This window comes from Cellulosimicrobium sp. MI9406 (genome assembly GCF_040595865.1).
Taxonomy (GTDB): Bacteria; Actinomycetota; Actinomycetes; order Actinomycetales; family Cellulomonadaceae; genus Cellulosimicrobium; species Cellulosimicrobium funkei.
Genome location: NZ_JALIZI010000012.1, coordinates 20,350 through 37,981 on the forward strand (window position 1 = coordinate 20,350; position 17,632 = coordinate 37,981).

Genomic DNA, 17,632 nt, shown 5'->3' on the forward strand with positions numbered 1-17,632 from the left:
CGAGCGCGGTGCCCGGCGGGCCGGTGCTCAGCGCACCGACCCGCCGGAGCTCGTCAGGAGCAGGACCGGGCCGCGTAGTCCGCCGTCCCGGAGAACGTCCTCCCCTCGGCGTCCGTGGCGGTCACGGTCACGGTGCCCGCGTCGACCGCGACGGCGCGCGACGCGAACGACTGGTACGCGTTCGCACCGGGCGCGACGTCCGCGACCTGCTTCGACCCGTACGGGGTCTCGAGCGTGATCGCGAGCGGGACCGTGTCGTCGTTCGCCGCGCGGACCGCGACGAACACCTTGCCGGCCATGCAGCGCGTCTCCGCGGTGATGGTGACGGCGATCGGCTCGGCCTCGTCCTCGACCACCCGGAAGTGGCCGAAGGACGCCGGAGCACCGGTGTCGGCCGACGCCCCGAGGGCGAAGAGCCCGACCTTGGCGTCCGCGGCGGGCGCGTTGGTCACGCTCTCGTCGAACGTGGTCCACGTCTCGCCGTCCGCGCTGTACGCGCCGGTGAACGTGTCACCGGAGCGCGTGAGGCGCAGGTGCCACACCGACTCGGCGAGGCTCCCCGTCTGCGGCTGCGGGTTCTGCACCACGCCGCCGACCTCGCTGCGCAGCTCGATCCGGGCGTTGCGCGCCTGGCCGGCCTGGTTGTCGACCACGTAGTCGAGCTTCACGTAGTCGTCGTCGCCGCCGTAGACGATCAGACCGCCCTGCTGGTACTGACGGTCGAACGCGGAGCCGTCGACGACGGTCTCGATCGTCCACTCGTCACCCGGCTGGTCCTGCAGCACGATGTTCGGCACCGGGCGGTTGTCCGTCCCGTAGATGTCCGTGGGCGTCGTGTCGATCTGCAGGGAGCCGTCCGTCACGCGGTAGCCGGTGGGGTCCTCGCGGACGATCGACCAGCGGCACGTGTCGAGGGCGTCGCCGTCGAACTCGTCGTCCGGCCCGGGGGCCGCCGCCGTGTCGTCGGGCGTGATGTGGAACCAGTCGAACTCGGCGTCGACGACCGGGGTGGTCGTGTTGTTGCCCTTGAGGGCCACGAGCCCGATCTTCGCGTTCTCCAGGTCGGCGATCGACTTGGTCTGCGGCATCGTCGTGAAGTCGATGCCGTCGGCCGAGTAGGCCGCCTGGAGGCTCGCGCCGTCGCTGACGAACCGCACGTAGACCGTGTCGGGGTAGTCGGCACCGAGCGCGGCCGAGTTGGACTCGTTGACCTCGTTCGGCTGGGCGTTCTCCTCACGGATGAACTGGAAGATCCGCGTCGCCGGGTCCGCCGTGGCCGACCGGCCCTGGAGCACCATCTTCGCGTAGTTGTCCTGGTCCTCCCAGATCAGCAGACCGGCCTGCTGGTACTGCTGGCGGGCCGGCAGGGTCACCTTCGCGGTGGCCGTGAACGGTCCGTCCGGGAGGTCCTGGAGCACCAGGTTCGGCACGACGGTGTTGTCCGTGCCGTAGAAGTCCCGCGTCGCCGTGGGGACCACCAGGCGCCCGTCGCGCACGACGAGGTTCTGGTCGCGGTTCGTCACGGTCCAGCGGTCCTCGTCGAGGTCGGTGCCGAGGAAGTCGTCCGAGCGGCCGGAGAAGCAGAGCCCCGGACCGGTCTCGGGCGCCTTGACGGTCACCGTCGTGTACTCGACCGAGTACGCGCCGCGCTCGTCGGTGGCCCGCACCTGGAGCCGGTAGGTGCCCGGCTGGTCGTACGTGACCGCGAACGAGTCGGTGCCGTCGACGAACCCGTCGCCGAGGCCCGCGTCCCACGCGAACGTGACGGCCTCGTCCTCGGGGTCGGTCGCCGTGACCGACGCCGTGACCTCCAGCGGAGCGGTGCCCTCCGTCGGCGTGACCTCGAACGTGTCGATGGTCGGGCGCACGTTGTCCGTGACGCCGCGGCCGTCGAACTCGAGCCAGTTGACGTTCATCTGGCCGGCCACGTTGACGAAGTAGAGCGTCCCCGTGCCCTCGGGCACGTCGGTGATCTCCGTCGTCGCCATCGTGTACGCCTGCCAGTCACCGGTGTTCGGCACGGTCACCCGGCCGATCTCCGGACCGTCGGGCGCGTCCCAGCGCACGGACACCGTGCCGCCCGAGGGCGACGCGACGCGCATGCCGAGACCCTCGACGTTGTAGAGCGACATGGGCTCGTAGGCCCACCAATCGTCGACCTCGATGTAGCCGAGGTTCTGGCCGCCGCCCGCGGTGTCGCTGGCCTGCTCCGTCTGGACGCCCGGGTCACCCGTGCTCGCCGAGCCGGGGAGCCGGCCCGTCGAGGTGTAGTACTCGGCCTGGAGCAGCTTCGGCTGCAGGATCTGGAGCGAGTTCGTCGTGAGCGGGACGCCCACCTCGCCGCCGTCGTCGGTGTAGAACGCCTCGAGCACCCAGAAGATGTTGGCCTCGAGCCCGTGGCCCTCGTCGCGGGCCGTCTGCATGACGCCCTCGCAGCCGGTCAGCTCCTCCATCGGGTGCGCGTGGGCGTCGTGCCCGAGCGCGGTCATCATCTGGAGGTTGGAGCAGTCCACCTCGCCGTCGGGGTCCTCGACCTCGACGACGTAGCGCACCTGGTCGCCCCACTCGAACACGCCACCGTTGTCCGGGAACGTGATCGTCACGCTCGGCGCCTGGTTCCCGACGACGATGCTGACGTTCGCGAAGCCCGTCTGGCCGTTCGCGTCGGTCGCCACGAGCTGCGCGGTGTAGCTGCCGTTCTCGGTGTAGGTGTGCACCGGGTTCGCCTCGGTCGACGGGTCGGACCCGTCGCCGAACGTCCACTGCAGCGAGATCGGGTCGCCCGCCGGGTGGCGGGTGCCCTCCGAGGAGAACTGCACCGTGAGGGGCGCGGCGCCGCTGGTCACGTCCGCGCTGGCGCGGGCGATCGGCGTCGGGTCACCCTGCACGTAGTTGACCTTGTAGATGCCCGACGTCGTGTTGTTGCCGCCGAAGCCCTGGCCCCAGTCGATGACGTAGAGCGAGCCGTCCGGACCGAAGTCGAAGTCCATCGCGCGGTAGAAGCCCGCCGCGGGGTCGAAGTGCTTCGGCAGGATCCGGTTGATGTCGACGAGCTCGTCGCGGTTCTCCCCGTCGAGCTGGAACGAGTACATCTTGCCCTGGTTCCACTCGCCGAAGATCGCCTTGCCGTCCCAGTACTCGGGCCACTTGACGTCCGAGTCGAGCTCCGGGTCGTAGTCGTAGACGGGGCCGCCCATGGGCGCACCGCCGCCGCCGATCTCCGGGAAGAGCGGGTTGCCGGCGTAGTTGTACCAGACGTCGGCCGCGACGGCCGGCGGGAGCTGGGTCAGGCCGGTGTTGTTCGGCGAGTCGTTCACGGGCCCGTTGGCGCAGTCGAACGCCTGGCCCGACTGGCCGGTCGCGAAGTTGTAGTCGATGTACGCCGCGTTGTCACCGGTGCAGTACGGCCACCCGTAGAAGCCCGGCTCCGCGACGATGTTCCACTCGACCGTGTTCCCCGGGCCGCGGCTCGGGTTGGCGTTCTGCGCGTCGGGGCCGTAGTCGCCGACGAGCACGTTGCCCGTCTTCTGGTCCACGCCGATGCGGAAGGGGTTGCGGAAGCCCATCGCGAAGATCTCGGGCTTCGTCTTGTCCGTCCCCGGGGCGAACATGTTCCCCTCGGGGATCGTGTACGTGCCGTCGTCCTCCGGGTGGATGCGCAGCACCTTGCCGCGGAGGTCGTTGGTGTTCGCCGACGTGCGCTGCGCGTCGTACGACGTGCGGCCCGCGCGCTCGTCGAGCGGCGCGTAGCCGGCCGACTCGAACGGGTTCGTGTTGTCGCCCGTGACGATCACGAGGTTGTCGTCGCCGTCGAAGACCATGTCACCGCCAGCGTGGCAGCACGTCTCGCGCTGCGTCGGGATGACGAGGACCTTCTCCTCGCTCGCGGCCGAGATCGTCCGGGTCGCCTCGTCGTACGTGAAGCGCGAGACGCGGTTGTGCGGCCCGTCCGTCCCGACGTCCTGCGGCGACCAGAAGAGGTAGACCCAGCCGTTCTCCCCGAAGTCCGGGTCCAGGACGACGCCCGTGAGCCCGTCCTCGTTGGCCTGCGTGACCGCGAGGGTCATCGCCGTCGTGGTCTGGTTGCTCTCCGGGTCGATGAGGCGGACGCGCCCGTCGCGCTCGACGTAGAAGACCGTCCCGTCGGGGGCGACGTCGAGCATCATCGGGTTGGACGTCTCCTCGTCGAGCGAGACGACCTCGTAGCTGTCCGACTGCGACGCGGCGCAGTCCGACGGCACGACGCCCGCGGCGGTCTGGATGCCGCCGAGCAGGTGCTGGAGGAACTCCGGCTCCGCGTAGGACTCGTTCGTGTGGCCGCCACCGGTGTACCACGAGCGGCCGCCGTCGTACGCCTGGCACCAGGCGATCGGGTGGTCGGCGCCCATCGCGCCCGAGCCCGCCGTGTAGGACGTCTCGTCCAGGCTCGCGAGCACGTGCACGGTGTCGCGCGGGTTGGTGCGGTAGTTGTACCACTCGTCGTAGCGGTCCCAGCGCGACGGCAGGTGCGCCGTCGACTCGTGGGCGTGGTCCTCGACCTTGACGGTCGCGTCCTGGTTCTGCGGGTGGCTGCTGAAGTACGCGCCGACCAGCTCGCCGTACCACGGCCAGTCGTACTCGGTGTCGGACGCCGCGTGGATGCCCGCGTACCCGCCGCCGTTCTGGATGTAGCGCTCGAACGCGGCCTGCTGGTCGTCGTTGAGGACGTCACCCGTCGTGGACAGCCACACGACGGCGTCGTACTGCGCCAGGTTCTCGTCCGTGAACGCTCCCGCGTCCTCGGTCGTGGTCACGTCGAAGTCGTTCTCCGCGCCGAGCTGCTGGATCGCCGCGATGCCCGCGGGGATCGACCCGTGCCGGAACCCGGCGGTCTTGCTGAAGACGAGCACGTCGAACGGTGCGGTGTCGGCGGCGGCTGCGACCGGAGCCGCCGGGGCGACGCTCCCGGCGGCGGGGGCCGCCGTGGCCGACACCGCCGTCGCGATGGTCAGGGGGAGAGCGATCGCCGCCGCGGCTGCTGCCGCGACCGTGCGCCTCATGGCGAGCGATCCTCCAAGCACGTTTCTCACAAGGTCTCCTCGTCGAGATGGGGAACTGTGCTGCGCTCCGCCGGGTCGGCGCCATCGGCCTGCCGTCCGTCCCGGGCTCGTCGGCGGACTGTCTCGGTGCTCCGCCGGGCACCTTCCTCGCCGCCAGCGCGGCGGTCGTACCTCCTCTCGTCGTCCCGGTCGTCGGCCGTGCACCTGCGCGCGGCCGACGACCGGTCTGCCGTCCGTGCGGCGGGTCGAGACCTAGGGCTCGACCCAGCCGCCCGACGCCGCGCTGCGCTCGACCGCGTCGAGCACGCGCTGGACCACCAGACCGTCCGCGAAGGTCGGCGCCGGGTGCGTCCCCGCGGCGATACCCTCGACCAGGTCGACGACCTGGTGGGTGAAGGCGTGCTCGTAGCCGAGGCCGTGGCCCGCGGGCCACCAGTGCCCGACGTACGCGTGCTGCGGCTCCGTCACGACGATGCGGCGGAAGCCCGCGACGGCCGGGTCGTCGGCGGCGTCGAAGTAGTGCAGGACGTTCATGTCCTCGAAGTCGAACGCGACCGAGCCCTTCGACCCGTTGATCTCCAGCCGGATCGCGTTCTTGCGGCCGTAGGCGAACCGGGTCGCCTCGAACGTGCCGATCGCGCCGCCGGACATCCGGGCGAGGAAGATCGCGGCGTCGTCCACGGTGACGGGGCCGCGCTCGGTGCCGCCCTGCCCCGAGAGACCGGCGAACTCCGTCGCGACGGGACGCTCCTTGACGAACGTCTCGAGCAGGCCGGAGACGCTCGTGATCCGCTCACCGGTGATGAACTGGGCGAGGTCGATCACGTGCGCGCCGATGTCGCCGAGCGCGCCGCTGCCGGCCTTGGTCTTGTCCAGACGCCACGACAGGGGCGCGTCCTCGTCCGCGATCCAGTCCTGGAGGTACTGCGCGCGCACGTGCCGCACCGTGCCGATGCGGCCGTCGGCCACGAGCTGGCGCGCGAGCTGGATCGCCGGCACGCGGCGGTAGGTGAAGCCCACCATCGCGACCTGCCCGCGCCGCGCGGCGGCCTCGGCGGCCGCGACCATCTTCTCGGCCTCGGCGACCGTGTTCGCGAGCGGCTTCTCGCAGAGCACGTGCTTGCCGGCCTCGAGCGCGGCGATCGCGATCTCGGCGTGGGTGTCGCCGGGCGTGCACACGTCGACGAGGTCGACGTCGTCCCGGCCGACGAGCGCCTGCCAGCTCGTCTCCGTGGACTCCCAGCCGAGCCGCTGCGCGGCGGCGGCGACCGCCTCCGGGTTGCGGCCGCCGAGGACCCGCATCCGCGGGTCGAGGGGGAGGTCGAAGAACCGGGGGGCGGTCCGCCAGGCCTGCGAGTGCGCTGCCCCCATGAACGAGTACCCGACCATGCCGACGCCGAGCTGCGCGCCGTCGTTTCCTGCCATGACGTTCCTTCCGTGCTTCTCACGGCGCACGCCCACGGTCCGGCCGGGCGGTACCCGGGCGGACCGTGGGCGTGGTCCGCGTGCTTCCTGCTGCGTGCTGACGGGTGCCAGCGGGTCCGTCAGGACTGGAACGCGGTGGGCAGGTACTGGTCGACGTTGTCCTTCGTCACGACGGGCGCGAAGAGCTGGACCGTGCGCGGCACGTCGGACGACGCGAGGTCGCTGAGGTTCTTCTCGTGCGCCACGAGGCGGGCGAGCTTGATGCCGTCCGCGGCCTGCGTCGACGGGTAGACGACCGTCGCCTGGAGGACGGAGTCACCGGCCTGGATGTGCTCCATGACCTGCTTCGAGCCGGCGCCGCCGACCATGAAGAACTCGTCGCGGCCCGCGTTCTCGATCGCGGAGAGCACGCCGACGCCCTGGTCGTCGTCGTGGTTCCAGATGGCGTCGATCTGCGGCGCGGCCTGGAGGAGGTTGGCCGTCGCGGCCTCGCCACCCTGGACCGTGAAGTCCGCGGCGACGCGGTTGTCGACGTCGAGGCCGCAGTCGGACAGCGCGTCCTCGAAGCCCTGGCTGCGGTCCTGCGTGAGCGGCAGCGAGTCGATGCCGGCGATCTCGGCGACCACGGCGTCCGGGTTGTCGCCCAGCTGCTCGCAGATGTACTGGCCGGCGCTCACGCCCATGCCGTAGTTGTCGCCGAGCACCGTCGTCCGGGCGGCGAACGGGCTGGAGAACTCACGGTCGACGTTGATGACGGGGATCCCGGCGTCCATCGCCTTGGTCGCGACCTCGGTGAGCGCGGCGCCGTCGAACGGCAGCAGCACGATCGCGTCGACGCCGTCGTTGATGAAGCCCTCGATCTGGCTGATCTGGACGTTCACGTCGTTCGTGCCGTCGGCGACACGGAGCTCGACGTCCTCGTACTCCGCGGCCTCCGCCTCGGCGGCGGTCGTGATGGCGCCCATCCAGCCGTGGTCGGCGGCGGGGGCCGAGAAGCCGATGACGATCGGGTCGCCCGGGGCGTCGTTGTCGGAGACGGCCTGGTTGGCGCTGCCCCCGCCGTCGCCCTCGGCCGTGCCCTCGTCCTGCGGCGTGTTGGAGGTGCACGCCGTCGCGATCAGCGCGATCGAGGCGGCCGAGACCGTCGCGAGCGTGATGCGGCGGCGGAGGGTGGTGCGTGCGGACATGGGATCTCCTTCGATGCTGTCCTGCGGGTGGAACCTCAGGGGAACTGGCGGGGTGTGGGTGGTGCGGGGCTCGTCCGGCTGCGGCGTGGTGCGGGGGCGCCGCGGGGCTCGGGGTCGCTAGGTGGTGCGCCGGGAGAGGCGCTGCTGGAGCAGGACCGCGCCGACGATGATCGCGCCCTTGGCGATCTGCTGCACCGAGCTGTCGATGTTGTTGATGATGAAGACGTTCGTGAGCGTCGTGAAGATCAGGACACCGAGGACGGTGCCGACGATCGTGCCCCGGCCGCCCGCGAGGAGCGTGCCGCCGACGACGACCGCCGCGATGGTGTCGAGCTCCATGAGCAGGCCGTTGGTCGAGGAGCCGGCGCTCGTGCGGGCGAGGATCATGACGCCGGCGATGCCCGCGGTCAGGCCGGACAGCGCGTACACGTACAGCAGGTGGCGCTTGACCTTGATGCCTGCGAGCCGAGCGGCCTCGGCGTTGCCGCCGACGGCGACCGTCCGGCGGCCGAACGTCGTGCGGTTGAAGAGGAACCAGCCGAGCACGGCGACGACCGCGAAGATCCACACGATCTTCGGCACCCCGAGGAGGTTGCCGCGGAAGACGTCGTTGAACGCGTCGACCTGGACGATCTGCGTGCGCTTCTGCGCGATGAGCTCGGCGAGACCGCGGGCGGCGACGAGCATCGCGAGCGTCGCGATGAACGCCACGACCTTCCCGTAGGCGACGATCAGGCCGTTGAGGAGGCCGGCGCCGATGCCCACCGCGAGCGCGCAGATCACCATGACGACCCAGCCGTACGACTGCGTCGCGAGCGTCGTCGCCCAGACGGACGCCAGGCCGAGCACCGAGCCGACGGAGAGGTCGATGCCGCCCGTCGTGATGACGAAGGTCATCCCGATGGCCACGACGCCCACGACCGACCCGAGGCTGAGGATGGTCATGAGGTTGCTGACGCTCAGGAACCGCTCGCCGCCCGTCGCGAAGCCCACGACGCACAGGAGGAGCAGCGCGACGACGAGGCCGATGTTCCGCCCCGCGGCGCCGGACATGAACCCGCTCTTGCGGCGTTCGCCCGCGGCCTTCTCGACCCGGGCCGACTCGTCGGCCTCCGGCTTCTTCGTCGGCATCGACGCCGACACCTGCTGCTCGCTCACGCGACACTTCCTTCCATGACCATGTCGAGCACCTGGTGCTCGTCGATGGAGCTCGAGGGCCCCTCGTGGACGACGCGACCCTCGGAGACGACGAGGACGCGGTCGGCGAGGCCGAGGACTTCGGGGATCTCGCTGGACACGACGACGACGGCGGCACCCTCGTCGGCGAGCCTGCGGATGAGGGCGTAGATCTCGGCGCGCGCGCCGACGTCGACGCCGCGCGTGGGCTCGTCGAGGAGCAGCACGCGGCAGCCGTGGACGAGCCAGCGGGCGAGCATCGCCTTCTGCTGGTTGCCGCCCGACAGCGTGCGGATGGCCCGGTCGACGCCGGTGGGGCGCAGCTCGAGCGAGTCGGCCTGCTCCTTGGCTGCCTTGCGCTCGGCGCTCTCGTCGAGGAGACCGAAGCGCGCGAAGCGCGCGAACGTCGAGAGCGTGACGTTGCGGTAGACGGGTTCGTCGAGGAGCAGGCCCTGGCTCTTGCGCTCCTCGGGCGCGAGCCCGATCCCGGCACCGACGGCGGAGGCCACGGACCCGGACCGCAGCCGCGTGGAGTCGACGGTCACGGTGCCCGCGGTCGCCTTGCGCGCCCCGTAGACCGTCTCGATGATCTCCGAGCGGCCCGCGCCCACGAGCCCGGCGAGACCGACGATCTCCCCGGCGCGCACCTGGAACGACACGTCCGCGAACACGCCGCGCAGGCTCAGCCCCGCGACGTCGAGCACCACGGGAGCGGCGTCCACCGGGCCGTCGGAGTCCGGGAAGACGTACTCGACCGAGCGCCCGGTCATGAGCGTGATGAGCTTCGCCGTCGGGGTCTCGGACACCGGGAGGTTCTGCGCGACGGTCCGGCCGTCCTTGAGGACGGTGATGCGGTCGCCGATCTCGCGGATCTCCTCGAGACGGTGGGAGATGTAGACGACGGCGACCCCCGCCTTGGTCAGCTCCTTGACGACACGGAAGAGGTTGCCCACCTCCTCGGAGTCGAGCACCGCCGAGGGCTCGTCCATGATGATGACGCGCGCGTCGTGGGACAGCGCCCGGGCCATGGAGACGATCTGCTTGCCGGCGGCCGACAGCCGTCCGACCTCCGTGGTCGGCGAGACCTCCGAGTGCCCGAGCCGCTGGAGCAGCTCGCGCGTCTTGCGCACCGCCTCGCGGCGCTGGGAGAACCCCATGGTCGCGAGCTCGTGCCCGAGGTAGACGTTCTCCGCGACGGTCAGGCCGTCGACGACGTCGAGCTCCTGGTACATCGTCGCGACGCCGTGCTTCAGCGCTGCCACGGGGTCGGAGATGGTGATGGGCTCGCCGTCGAGGAGGATCCTGCCCTCGGTGGGCTGGTGGGCACCGGCGAGCACCTTGATGAGCGTGGACTTGCCGGCCCCGTTCTGGCCGAGGAGACAGTGGACCTCGCCCGGGAGGATCTCGAGATCGACGCCGTCGAGCGCACGAGCCCCGGGGAAGACCTTGACGATGCCCTGCATCTGCAGGAGCGGCTGGGGAGGGTCTGCGGTGACCATGCGGTGAACCTAGCGAACCTTTTGACGAGCGTCAATCATAAGGTTGTCGTCTTTTGCCACTGTTACCACTCCGTGACCGACAAAAGTGTGCGCGCCCTGATCGCCGGATGGGAACGCTCCCGCCGCTCCCGGGGTGCCCCGGGGTGCTGCGGAGGCGATAGTGTCCGGCAAGCCCTGTACGAGCAGGGATGCCGACGATGCGACGTGCGATCGGGGACCAGGGGGAGCTCGTGGGGCGGTCGTCGCCCGGACCGGAGGCCCGCCGTCGGACCTCCACACCTTTCGACGACGTCCATGTCGCCTTGGGAGGGGACAGTAGGGTACCTTTTGGCGATCGTCAAGCAAAAGCCGATGACTCGTCCGCCTGGTACGGACGACCGACGAGAGGCTCCGTGATTCACTGTGCCCATGGAGGAACTGCTGAAGTTCGCGCCGCGCCCGACCGGTGCCGGCGACATGTTCCAGCTGCTCCGGGACGGTCAGCCGCGCACCCGTGCGGACCTCGCAGCGATCACGGGGCAGGCGCGGTCGACCATCGCCGCCCGGATCGACCTCCTCATGACGGCCGGCCTCATCGCCCCCGCGGGCGAGGCCAGCTCGACCGGCGGGCGCCCGCCCGTGACCTTCGCCTTCAGCCCTGAGGCGCGCATCGTGCTCGCCGTGGACCTCGGCGCGACCCACGCCCGCCTCGCCGTCACGGACCTCGCGTCCAACGTGCTCGCCGAGACCGACGCGGCCCTCGCGATCGCGGACGGTCCCGACGTCGTCCTGTCGTGGGTCGCGGACACCGGCGAGAAGCTCGTCGCGACCACGGGGCGCAGCATCGACGACCTGGTCAGCGTCGGCGTCGGCCTCCCCGGCCCCGTCGAGCACTCCTCCGGGCGGCCCATCAACCCGCCGATCATGCCCGCGTGGGACGACGTCGACGTCCCCGGGATCCTGCAGAAGCGGTTCGACGCCTCCGTGCTCGTCGACAACGACGTGAACATCATGGCGCTGGGCGAGCACCGCACCGCGTGGCCCGCGGTCACCGACATGCTCTTCGTCAAGGTCGCGACGGGCATCGGCTCGGGCATCATCGCCGACGGCGAGCTCCGGCGCGGCGCGCAGGGCGCCGCGGGCGACATCGGGCACGTCGCCGTCCCGAGCGCCGCCGACGTCCCGTGCCGCTGCGGGAACGTGGGCTGCCTCGAGGCCGTCGCGAGCGGCCAGGCCGTCGCCGCGGCCCTCGCCGCCGCGGGCCTCGACGCGACCACCAGCTCCGACGTCGTCGCGCTCGTGCGCGGCGGCGACCTCGCCGCGAGCCAGGCCGTGCGCCAGGCCGGCCGCGACATCGGGTCCGTGCTCGCGGCGTGCGTCAGCCTGCTCAACCCCTCGCTCATCGTCATCGGCGGCATCGTCGCCGAGGCGGGCGAGCACCTCATCGCGGGCATCCGCGAGATCGTCTACCAGCGCTCGCTGCCCCTCGCGACGCAGCACCTGCGCATCGTCACCTCGCAGGCACGAGGTCAGGCCGGCGTGCTCGGTGCGAGCGCCATGGCCGTCGATCACGTACTCTCGCCCGCAGCGATCGACGCGCTCATCGCCTGAGCGCGGTCGACGGGGGCCGCTGCCCGCGCGCGCGGGCGCGACGAGTGTGACGAAGCACGAGGAGGAGTCATGACCGAGCGGAACCGTCGAGCGCTCGTGGTCCGGGGCGGGTGGCCCGGGCACGCACCCGAGGAGGCCGCCGAGCTGTTCATCCCGTTCCTCGAGGCGTCCGGCTACGACGTGACGCTCGAGGGATCGCTCGAGGCGTACGCCGACGAGGAGTTCATGACGAGCCTCGACCTCGTCGTGCAGTGCTGGACGATGGGCGAGATCCTCCCGGACGAGATGCGCGGCCTGCGCACGGCCATCGCGAACGGCACCGGGTTCGCGGGCTGGCACGGCGGCATCGTCGACTCGTTCCGGCTCGCCACCGACTACCTGCAGATGGTGGGCGGGCAGTTCGCCGCCCACGCGCACGACCTCGTGGACCACACGATCGAGATCGTGCCCGAGCGCGGGGACCACCCGATCGTCGCGGGGATCGACTCGATCGCGCTGCACTCGGAGCAGTACTGGGTGCTCGCCGACTCGTACAACGACGTCCTCGCGACCACGACGATCCTCCCGCGCGACGGCGACCCGTGGCACGAGCCCGTCGTCTCCCCCGCCGTGTGGACGCGACGCTGGGGCGCCGGACGCATCTTCGTGTGTGCGGCGGGGCACCAGCTCGCCGACCTCGAGGTACCTCCGATCCGCACGATCGTCGAGCGCGGCATCCTCTGGGCGAGCCGCTGAGCCCGCGCGCATGACCGCCTTCCGCGGCCTGCTCGCCTACCCGATCACCCCCCTCACCGACGACGACGCCCCTGACCTCGAGGCTCTCGGCCGGCTGGTCCGGGACGCCGTCGGGGCCGGGGTCGACGGCGTCGTGGTGCTCGCGTCGTCGGGCGCCGGGGTCACGTTCGACCCGGACGAGCGCGACGCCGTCGTGCGGGCGGCCGTGGCGGCGGGGTCGACGGGCGCCACGGCCGTGCCCGTCCACGTCGCCGTCAGCGGCGCGTCGACGCGCGAGGTCCTCGCACGGGCCCGTGCCGCGCGCGACACGGGCGCCGACGGGCTCGTCCTCGCGCCGTTCTCCTACCTCCCGCTCGACGAGGCGGAGGTCGTGGCGCTGTTCGAGGCGGTCGCGGCGGCCGTCGACCTGCCGGTGTGCTTCTACAACCGCAGCGTCCAGACCGCGTACGACCTCACGCCGGGCACCCTCGCGCACCTCGCCCGCACGACGACCGTCGCCGCGGTCAAGGACGCGGCGTCCACGCCCGCGCGACCCGGGGGGCGGGTCGCCGAGCTGCGGGCCGCGACCGACGGCCTCGGCGTGAGCGTCGGGCTGAGCGGCGACGTCCCCCTCGTGCGCGGCGCCGAGCCGGCCGACGCCTGGCACACCGGGCTCGCCGCGCTCGTCCCCGCGGAGTACGTCGCGCTCCGCCGCGCCCGCACCGCGGGCACGGTGCCCGACGCGCGGGTCGCCCGCTGGCTCCATGACCTGACCGCCGTGCTCGTCGACCTGCGCCCGGTGAGCGGGTTCCACGCCCTCGCCACCCTGCTCGGCGTGCCGACCGCTCCCCCGCGCGGGCCGTCGCTCCCCGTCCCGCCCGACGGCGTCGCGCGGCTGCGCGAGGTCGTCGCCCGGCGGCCTGGCACCCCGGCCCCGGTGTGACTCCCGGCCACCACGTCGTCCGGAGCGTCGCCGACGCGCCGTGGCTGCCGCCGGGCGGTCGCGCCGACGTCGTCCGGACTCCGGGTGGAGGAAGGTGCCCTGAACCGACCGGCCTCGCTCGGCTCCTCGTCGAGCGCGACGGCGCCGTCTTCTGCGTCCCCCGTGACGGCTCCGGGAAACCGGATCTGCCTACGGTGCGAGTGGCAGCCGAGGAGTCGGGTCAGCAGGCCGCCGAGAGGTTGGCCGCCGCGGTCCTCGCCGGGCACGCCGACCTCACGCTCGTCGGGTACGTGCGCAACACGGTGTCCACGACGGCGGCGGACTACCCGTGGCCGACCCCGTTCGCGTACTTCGCCGTGTTCCGCGCCGCGATCTCAGCCGTCCGGGTCCCGGGCACCTGGGTACCGCGAGAAGCACCGGGCGACCTCGTCGAGCGCCACTGGTGGCCGTTGGTCGCCACGCCGACGACGTAGAGGCGTGCCTCAGGCAGCGAGCACCGCGGCGTGCAGGTCGAGCAGGCCGGTGGTGCGCTCGCTCGGGCCGCGGCCGAAGCCGCACTCCGTCGCGACGCCGACCGGACGGTCGCCGAGCACCGACGCCGCAGCGGCGAGCCGACGGCGGGCGCCCTCGACACCGTCCTCGTGGTGCAGGAGCCCGAGGTAGAGCTCCGTCGCCGGGTCCAGGCGCAGGTCCGCCAGCGGCGCGGCGTACGCGACGTCGTCGCGCGCGATCGGGACGGGCAGGTGGACCCACTGGACCGGCCGGTCGAGGTGCTCCACGAGGGCGTTCGCGACGCGGACGAGGTTCGCGGTGTCCGTCGGCTCGACGAAGTGCTTCTCCGCGACGTCGCCGTAGCAGAGGTGGAACCCCAGCTCGGCCCCGGCGGGCACGTGCCGCGCGAACGCCGCGGCCCGGCGCGCGCACCCCGCGACGACGTCCTCGTCTCCCCCCGCCTCGGCGTCGAACCACGCGCGCGCGGCCCCGCCGCCGAGGTTCGCGCCCTCGACGAACGCGAACTCGGTCGCGAGGTCGACCTGGACCGCGAGGTCCTCCGCGGGGATCGCGGCGGTGATCGCCGCGAGCTCGCGGACGAGTGCGGCCTCGTACGCCGGGTGCACCGCCGCGCGGTCCTGGGGCGCGACGAACGCCGTCACCGGCGCGAGCGGCGAGGGCAGGCACACCTGGAAGCGGGCCCCGGCCGGGAGGGCGCCCTCCTCGCGCAGCGCGACGAAGTCGGCGTACGAGGCGAGGGCCGCGTCGGCGTAGCCGAGCGGGCCGAACCGCAGGTCCGCCGCGTCGACGGAGCCGTCGAGGACGTGCGGGCGCACGTCGAACCCCGCGACGACGACCGGGTCCACCGGGACGCGCGCGAGGCCGTCGACGGCGGAGAACCGCTCGCCCTGGAAGAGGATCCAGTGGAACCGCTCGCCGACCTCCCCGTCGGGGACGCGGCGCACGTGGTCCCCGAGGTGCTCCCCCACCGCGCGGAAGGTCTCGCGCGCGGTCGGCAGGTTGACGGAGCCCACGAGGTGGGCGCCGCTCAGGGTCGGGACGGTACGGGACGGGGCGGTGGTGGCGTCGAGCACCGGAGCATCGTAGGCGCCCGGCCCGACGCGCGGCTCAGCCGTCCGCGCCGGGCTCTCCCCCGCCCTCCCCGGCCGGGGCGTCGCCCGCGTCGTCCGACGCCGAGCCCGCACCGAGACGGTCGGCCACGGCGTCGGGCCCTCCGGCGAGGAGCGCGACGAAGCCCTCCTCGTCGAGGATCGGCAGCCCGAGGTCGCGCGCCTTCGTCTCCTTGGAGCCGGCGCTCGCCCCGACGACGACGTAGTCCGTCTTCTTCGAGACCGACCCGGACGCCTTGCCGCCCGCCGCGATGACGGCCTCCTTGGCGCCGTCGCGGCTGAACCCCTCGAGCGATCCCGTCACGACGACCGTCAGCCCGGCGAGCGGACCGGTCGGCTCCTGGCGCGCGCCGGGGCCGGGGTGGTCGGGGATCTCGAAGCGCACCCCGGCCGCCCGCCAGCGATCGACGATCTCGACGTGCCAGCCGACGGTGAACCACTCGACGACCTGGTCGGCGATCACGGGCCCGACGCCCTCGACCGCGGCGAGCTCGTCGCGCGTCGCGGCCCGGATCGCGTCGAGCGAGCCGAACCAGTCCGCGAGGGCACGCGCCGCGACCGGGCCCACGTGCCGGATGTTCAGGCTGACGAGGATGCGCCAGAGGTCCTTCGTCTTCGCGAGCTCGAGCTCCTCCACGAGCTTCGTCGCGTTGGTCGACGCCTCGAAGAGCGGCTCCCCCGCCTCGATCGCCTCGCGCTCCGCGGCCTTCGACAGCTTGCGCTTCTTCCGGAACGGCCACACGGACTTCACGGTCGCGGTCGAGCCGTCGGGCATCGTGATCTCGGCCGGCTCGCCCGTGCCGTCGTACTCGCGCGGCAGCCCGGTCTCGGAGTCGCGCACGACGACCCGGATCGGGACGAGCTGCTCGACGCTCAGCTCGAACAGCCCGGCCTCCGTGCGCAGCGGCGGCTCGGCCGGCTCGAGCGGCTGCGTGAGCGCGGCCGCCGTCACCTCGCCGAGCACCTCGACGTCGAGCCCTCCGCGCGAACCGATGTGCTCGACGCGGCCGCGCACCTGGGCGGGGCACGACTCGGCGTTGGGGCAGCGCAGGTCGACGTCGCCCTCCTTCATGGGGCGCAGCGGCGTGCCGCACTCCGGGCAGTCCGCGGGCATGACGAAGTCCTCGCGCGGGTAGCCGTCGTCCGCGAGCGCCGCGACCGGGCCCAGGATCTCGGGGATGACGTCGCCCGCCTTGCGCAGCACCACCATGTCGCCGATGCGCACGCCCTTCGCGCGGACGACGTCCTGGTTGTGCAGTGTCGCCTGGCGCACCGTGCTGCCCGCGACCTTGACCGGCTCCATGACGGCGTACGGGGTCGCGCGGCCCGTGCGCCCGACGCCGACCTGGATCGCGAGGAGGCGCGTGTTGACCTCCTCGGGCGGGTACTTGTAGGCGATGGCCCACCGGGGCGCGCGGCTCGTGGCGCCGAGCCGCCGCTGGAGCGCGAGCTCGTCGACCTTGACGACGATCCCGTCGAGCTCGTGCTCGATGTCGTGCCGGTGCTCGCCGAAGTAGGCGATGCGGTCCATGACCTCGTCGAGCCCGTGCACGACCCGGTTGTGCGGCGACACCGGCACGCCCCACTGCTCGAACAGGGCGTAGGCGTCGGACTGCCGCGCGAGCTCGGCGTGCTCGCCGGCCTCCCACTGGAGCGCGCCGACGCCGTGCGCGTACATGCGCAGGTTGCGGCTCGCGGTGACGGCCGGGTCCTTCTGGCGCAGCGACCCGGCCGCGGTGTTGCGCGGGTTCGCGTACGGCGCCTGGCCCGCGGCGACCAGCTTCTCGTTGAGCGCGGCGAAGTCCGCGACGCCCATGAACACCTCGCCGCGGATCTCGATGACGTCGGGGTGCGTCGCGGGGTCGCCGGCGAGGCGCTGCGGGATGCTCGGGATCGTCCGCACGTTGGCGGACACGTCCTCGCCCGTGCGCCCGTCGCCGCGCGTGGCGGCCCGCACCAGACGGCCCTTCTCGTAGAGCAGCGCGATCGCGAGGCCGTCGATCTTGACCTCGCACAGGTAGTCCACCTCGGCGTCCGCGGCCACGCCCAGGTCGCGGTGCACGCGTGCCGCCCACGCGGCGAGGTCCTCGGCGCTGAAGGCGTTGTCGAGGGAGAGCATGGGCTCGAGGTGCTGGACGGTCGCGAAGCCGGCCGCGGCCCGCCCGCCCACGCGCTGCGTCGGTGACTCGGGCGTCTGGAGGGCGGGGTGCGCGGCCTCGAGCGCCTGCAGCTCGTGCATCCGCGCGTCGTACTCCGCGTCGGACGAGACCGGCTGGTCCTCCTCGTAGTAGGCCCGCTGGTCGGCCTCGACCTGCGCGACGAGCTCGGCCCAGCGCCGCTGCGCCGCGGCTTCGTCGAGCTCGGCGGCGGACGACGCCGCGGGCACGTCCTCGTCCGTCGGGGTCGGGGGGGTCGGCGCTGACGTCGCGGGGGTGCT

Annotated in this window: 11 protein-coding genes; 4 read left to right on the top strand and 7 right to left on the bottom strand. The window is 72.5% G+C overall.

Annotation, left to right across the window (positions count from 1 at the left end):
* Window positions 1–53 precede the first annotated feature (53 nt).
* The 5 genes from MT994_RS18855 to MT994_RS18875 all read right to left on the bottom strand — a co-directional run bounded on the left by MT994_RS18855 (window position 54) and on the right by MT994_RS18875 (window position 10,326).
* Window positions 54–5,039, bottom strand: coding sequence for a ThuA domain-containing protein (locus MT994_RS18855; protein WP_354807530.1), 4,986 nt, complete (start codon window positions 5,037–5,039; stop codon window positions 54–56).
* Between the two features lie 252 nt (window positions 5,040–5,291).
* Complete coding sequence (locus MT994_RS18860; protein ID WP_021479936.1) at window positions 5,292–6,464, bottom strand: Gfo/Idh/MocA family oxidoreductase; 1,173 nt, start codon at window positions 6,462–6,464, stop codon at window positions 5,292–5,294.
* Between the two features lie 119 nt (window positions 6,465–6,583).
* On the bottom strand, window positions 6,584–7,651 hold the full coding sequence (locus MT994_RS18865; protein ID WP_021479937.1) for a substrate-binding domain-containing protein: 1,068 nt from the start codon (window positions 7,649–7,651) through the stop codon (window positions 6,584–6,586).
* A gap of 117 nt (window positions 7,652–7,768) precedes the next feature.
* A complete protein-coding gene (locus MT994_RS18870; protein ID WP_021479938.1) occupies window positions 7,769–8,809 on the bottom strand; it encodes an ABC transporter permease in 1,041 nt (346 codons plus the stop codon).
* Complete coding sequence (locus tag MT994_RS18875) at window positions 8,806–10,326, bottom strand: sugar ABC transporter ATP-binding protein (RefSeq protein WP_021479939.1); 1,521 nt, start codon at window positions 10,324–10,326, stop codon at window positions 8,806–8,808. The genes MT994_RS18870 and MT994_RS18875 overlap by 4 nt, the downstream gene beginning before the upstream one ends.
* A 408-nt stretch (window positions 10,327–10,734) precedes the next feature.
* Between MT994_RS18875 and MT994_RS18880 the strand changes: the two genes are divergently transcribed.
* The 4 genes from MT994_RS18880 to MT994_RS18895 all read left to right on the top strand — a co-directional run bounded on the left by MT994_RS18880 (window position 10,735) and on the right by MT994_RS18895 (window position 14,046).
* A complete protein-coding gene (locus MT994_RS18880) occupies window positions 10,735–11,916 on the top strand; it encodes an ROK family protein (protein WP_034655387.1) in 1,182 nt (393 codons plus the stop codon).
* A gap of 69 nt (window positions 11,917–11,985) precedes the next feature.
* Window positions 11,986–12,651, top strand: a complete 666-nt coding sequence (locus tag MT994_RS18885; protein ID WP_021483712.1) for a ThuA domain-containing protein — start codon at window positions 11,986–11,988, stop codon at window positions 12,649–12,651.
* Between the two features lie 10 nt (window positions 12,652–12,661).
* Entirely contained in the window at window positions 12,662–13,573 is a 912-nt protein-coding gene (locus tag MT994_RS18890) for a dihydrodipicolinate synthase family protein (RefSeq protein WP_354807532.1), read from the top strand.
* 200 nt (window positions 13,574–13,773) lie between these two features.
* A complete protein-coding gene (locus tag MT994_RS18895) occupies window positions 13,774–14,046 on the top strand; it encodes a hypothetical protein (RefSeq protein WP_241770100.1) in 273 nt (90 codons plus the stop codon).
* Window positions 14,047–14,055: 9 nt separating this feature from the next.
* Here MT994_RS18895 and MT994_RS18900 read toward each other — a convergent pair whose 3' ends face one another.
* Together MT994_RS18900 and ligA are read right to left on the bottom strand one after the other, a co-directional pair.
* Entirely contained in the window at window positions 14,056–15,159 is a 1,104-nt protein-coding gene (locus MT994_RS18900; RefSeq protein WP_354807533.1) for a hypothetical protein, read from the bottom strand.
* A 34-nt stretch (window positions 15,160–15,193) separates the two neighbouring features.
* Window positions 15,194–17,581, bottom strand: a complete 2,388-nt coding sequence (gene ligA / locus MT994_RS18905; protein ID WP_354807572.1) for an NAD-dependent DNA ligase LigA — start codon at window positions 17,579–17,581, stop codon at window positions 15,194–15,196.
* Between the last annotated feature and the right edge of the window lie 51 nt (window positions 17,582–17,632).

Excerpts from the sequence above, each read along its gene's own strand:
- MT994_RS18885 (WP_021483712.1), top strand. The coding sequence starts at position 11,986 with ATGACCGAGCGGAACCGTCGAGCGCTCGTGGTCCGGGGCGGGTGGCCC.
- MT994_RS18890 (WP_354807532.1), top strand. The coding sequence starts at position 12,662 with ATGACCGCCTTCCGCGGCCTGCTCGCCTACCCGATCACCCCCCTCACC.
- MT994_RS18875 (WP_021479939.1), bottom strand. The coding sequence starts at position 10,326 with ATGGTCACCGCAGACCCTCCCCAGCCGCTCCTGCAGATGCAGGGCATC.
- MT994_RS18855 (WP_354807530.1), bottom strand. The coding sequence starts at position 5,039 with ATGAGGCGCACGGTCGCGGCAGCAGCCGCGGCGGCGATCGCTCTCCCC.
- MT994_RS18880 (WP_034655387.1), top strand. The coding sequence starts at position 10,735 with ATGGAGGAACTGCTGAAGTTCGCGCCGCGCCCGACCGGTGCCGGCGAC.
- MT994_RS18865 (WP_021479937.1), bottom strand. The coding sequence starts at position 7,651 with ATGTCCGCACGCACCACCCTCCGCCGCCGCATCACGCTCGCGACGGTC.
- MT994_RS18860 (WP_021479936.1), bottom strand. The coding sequence starts at position 6,464 with ATGGCAGGAAACGACGGCGCGCAGCTCGGCGTCGGCATGGTCGGGTAC.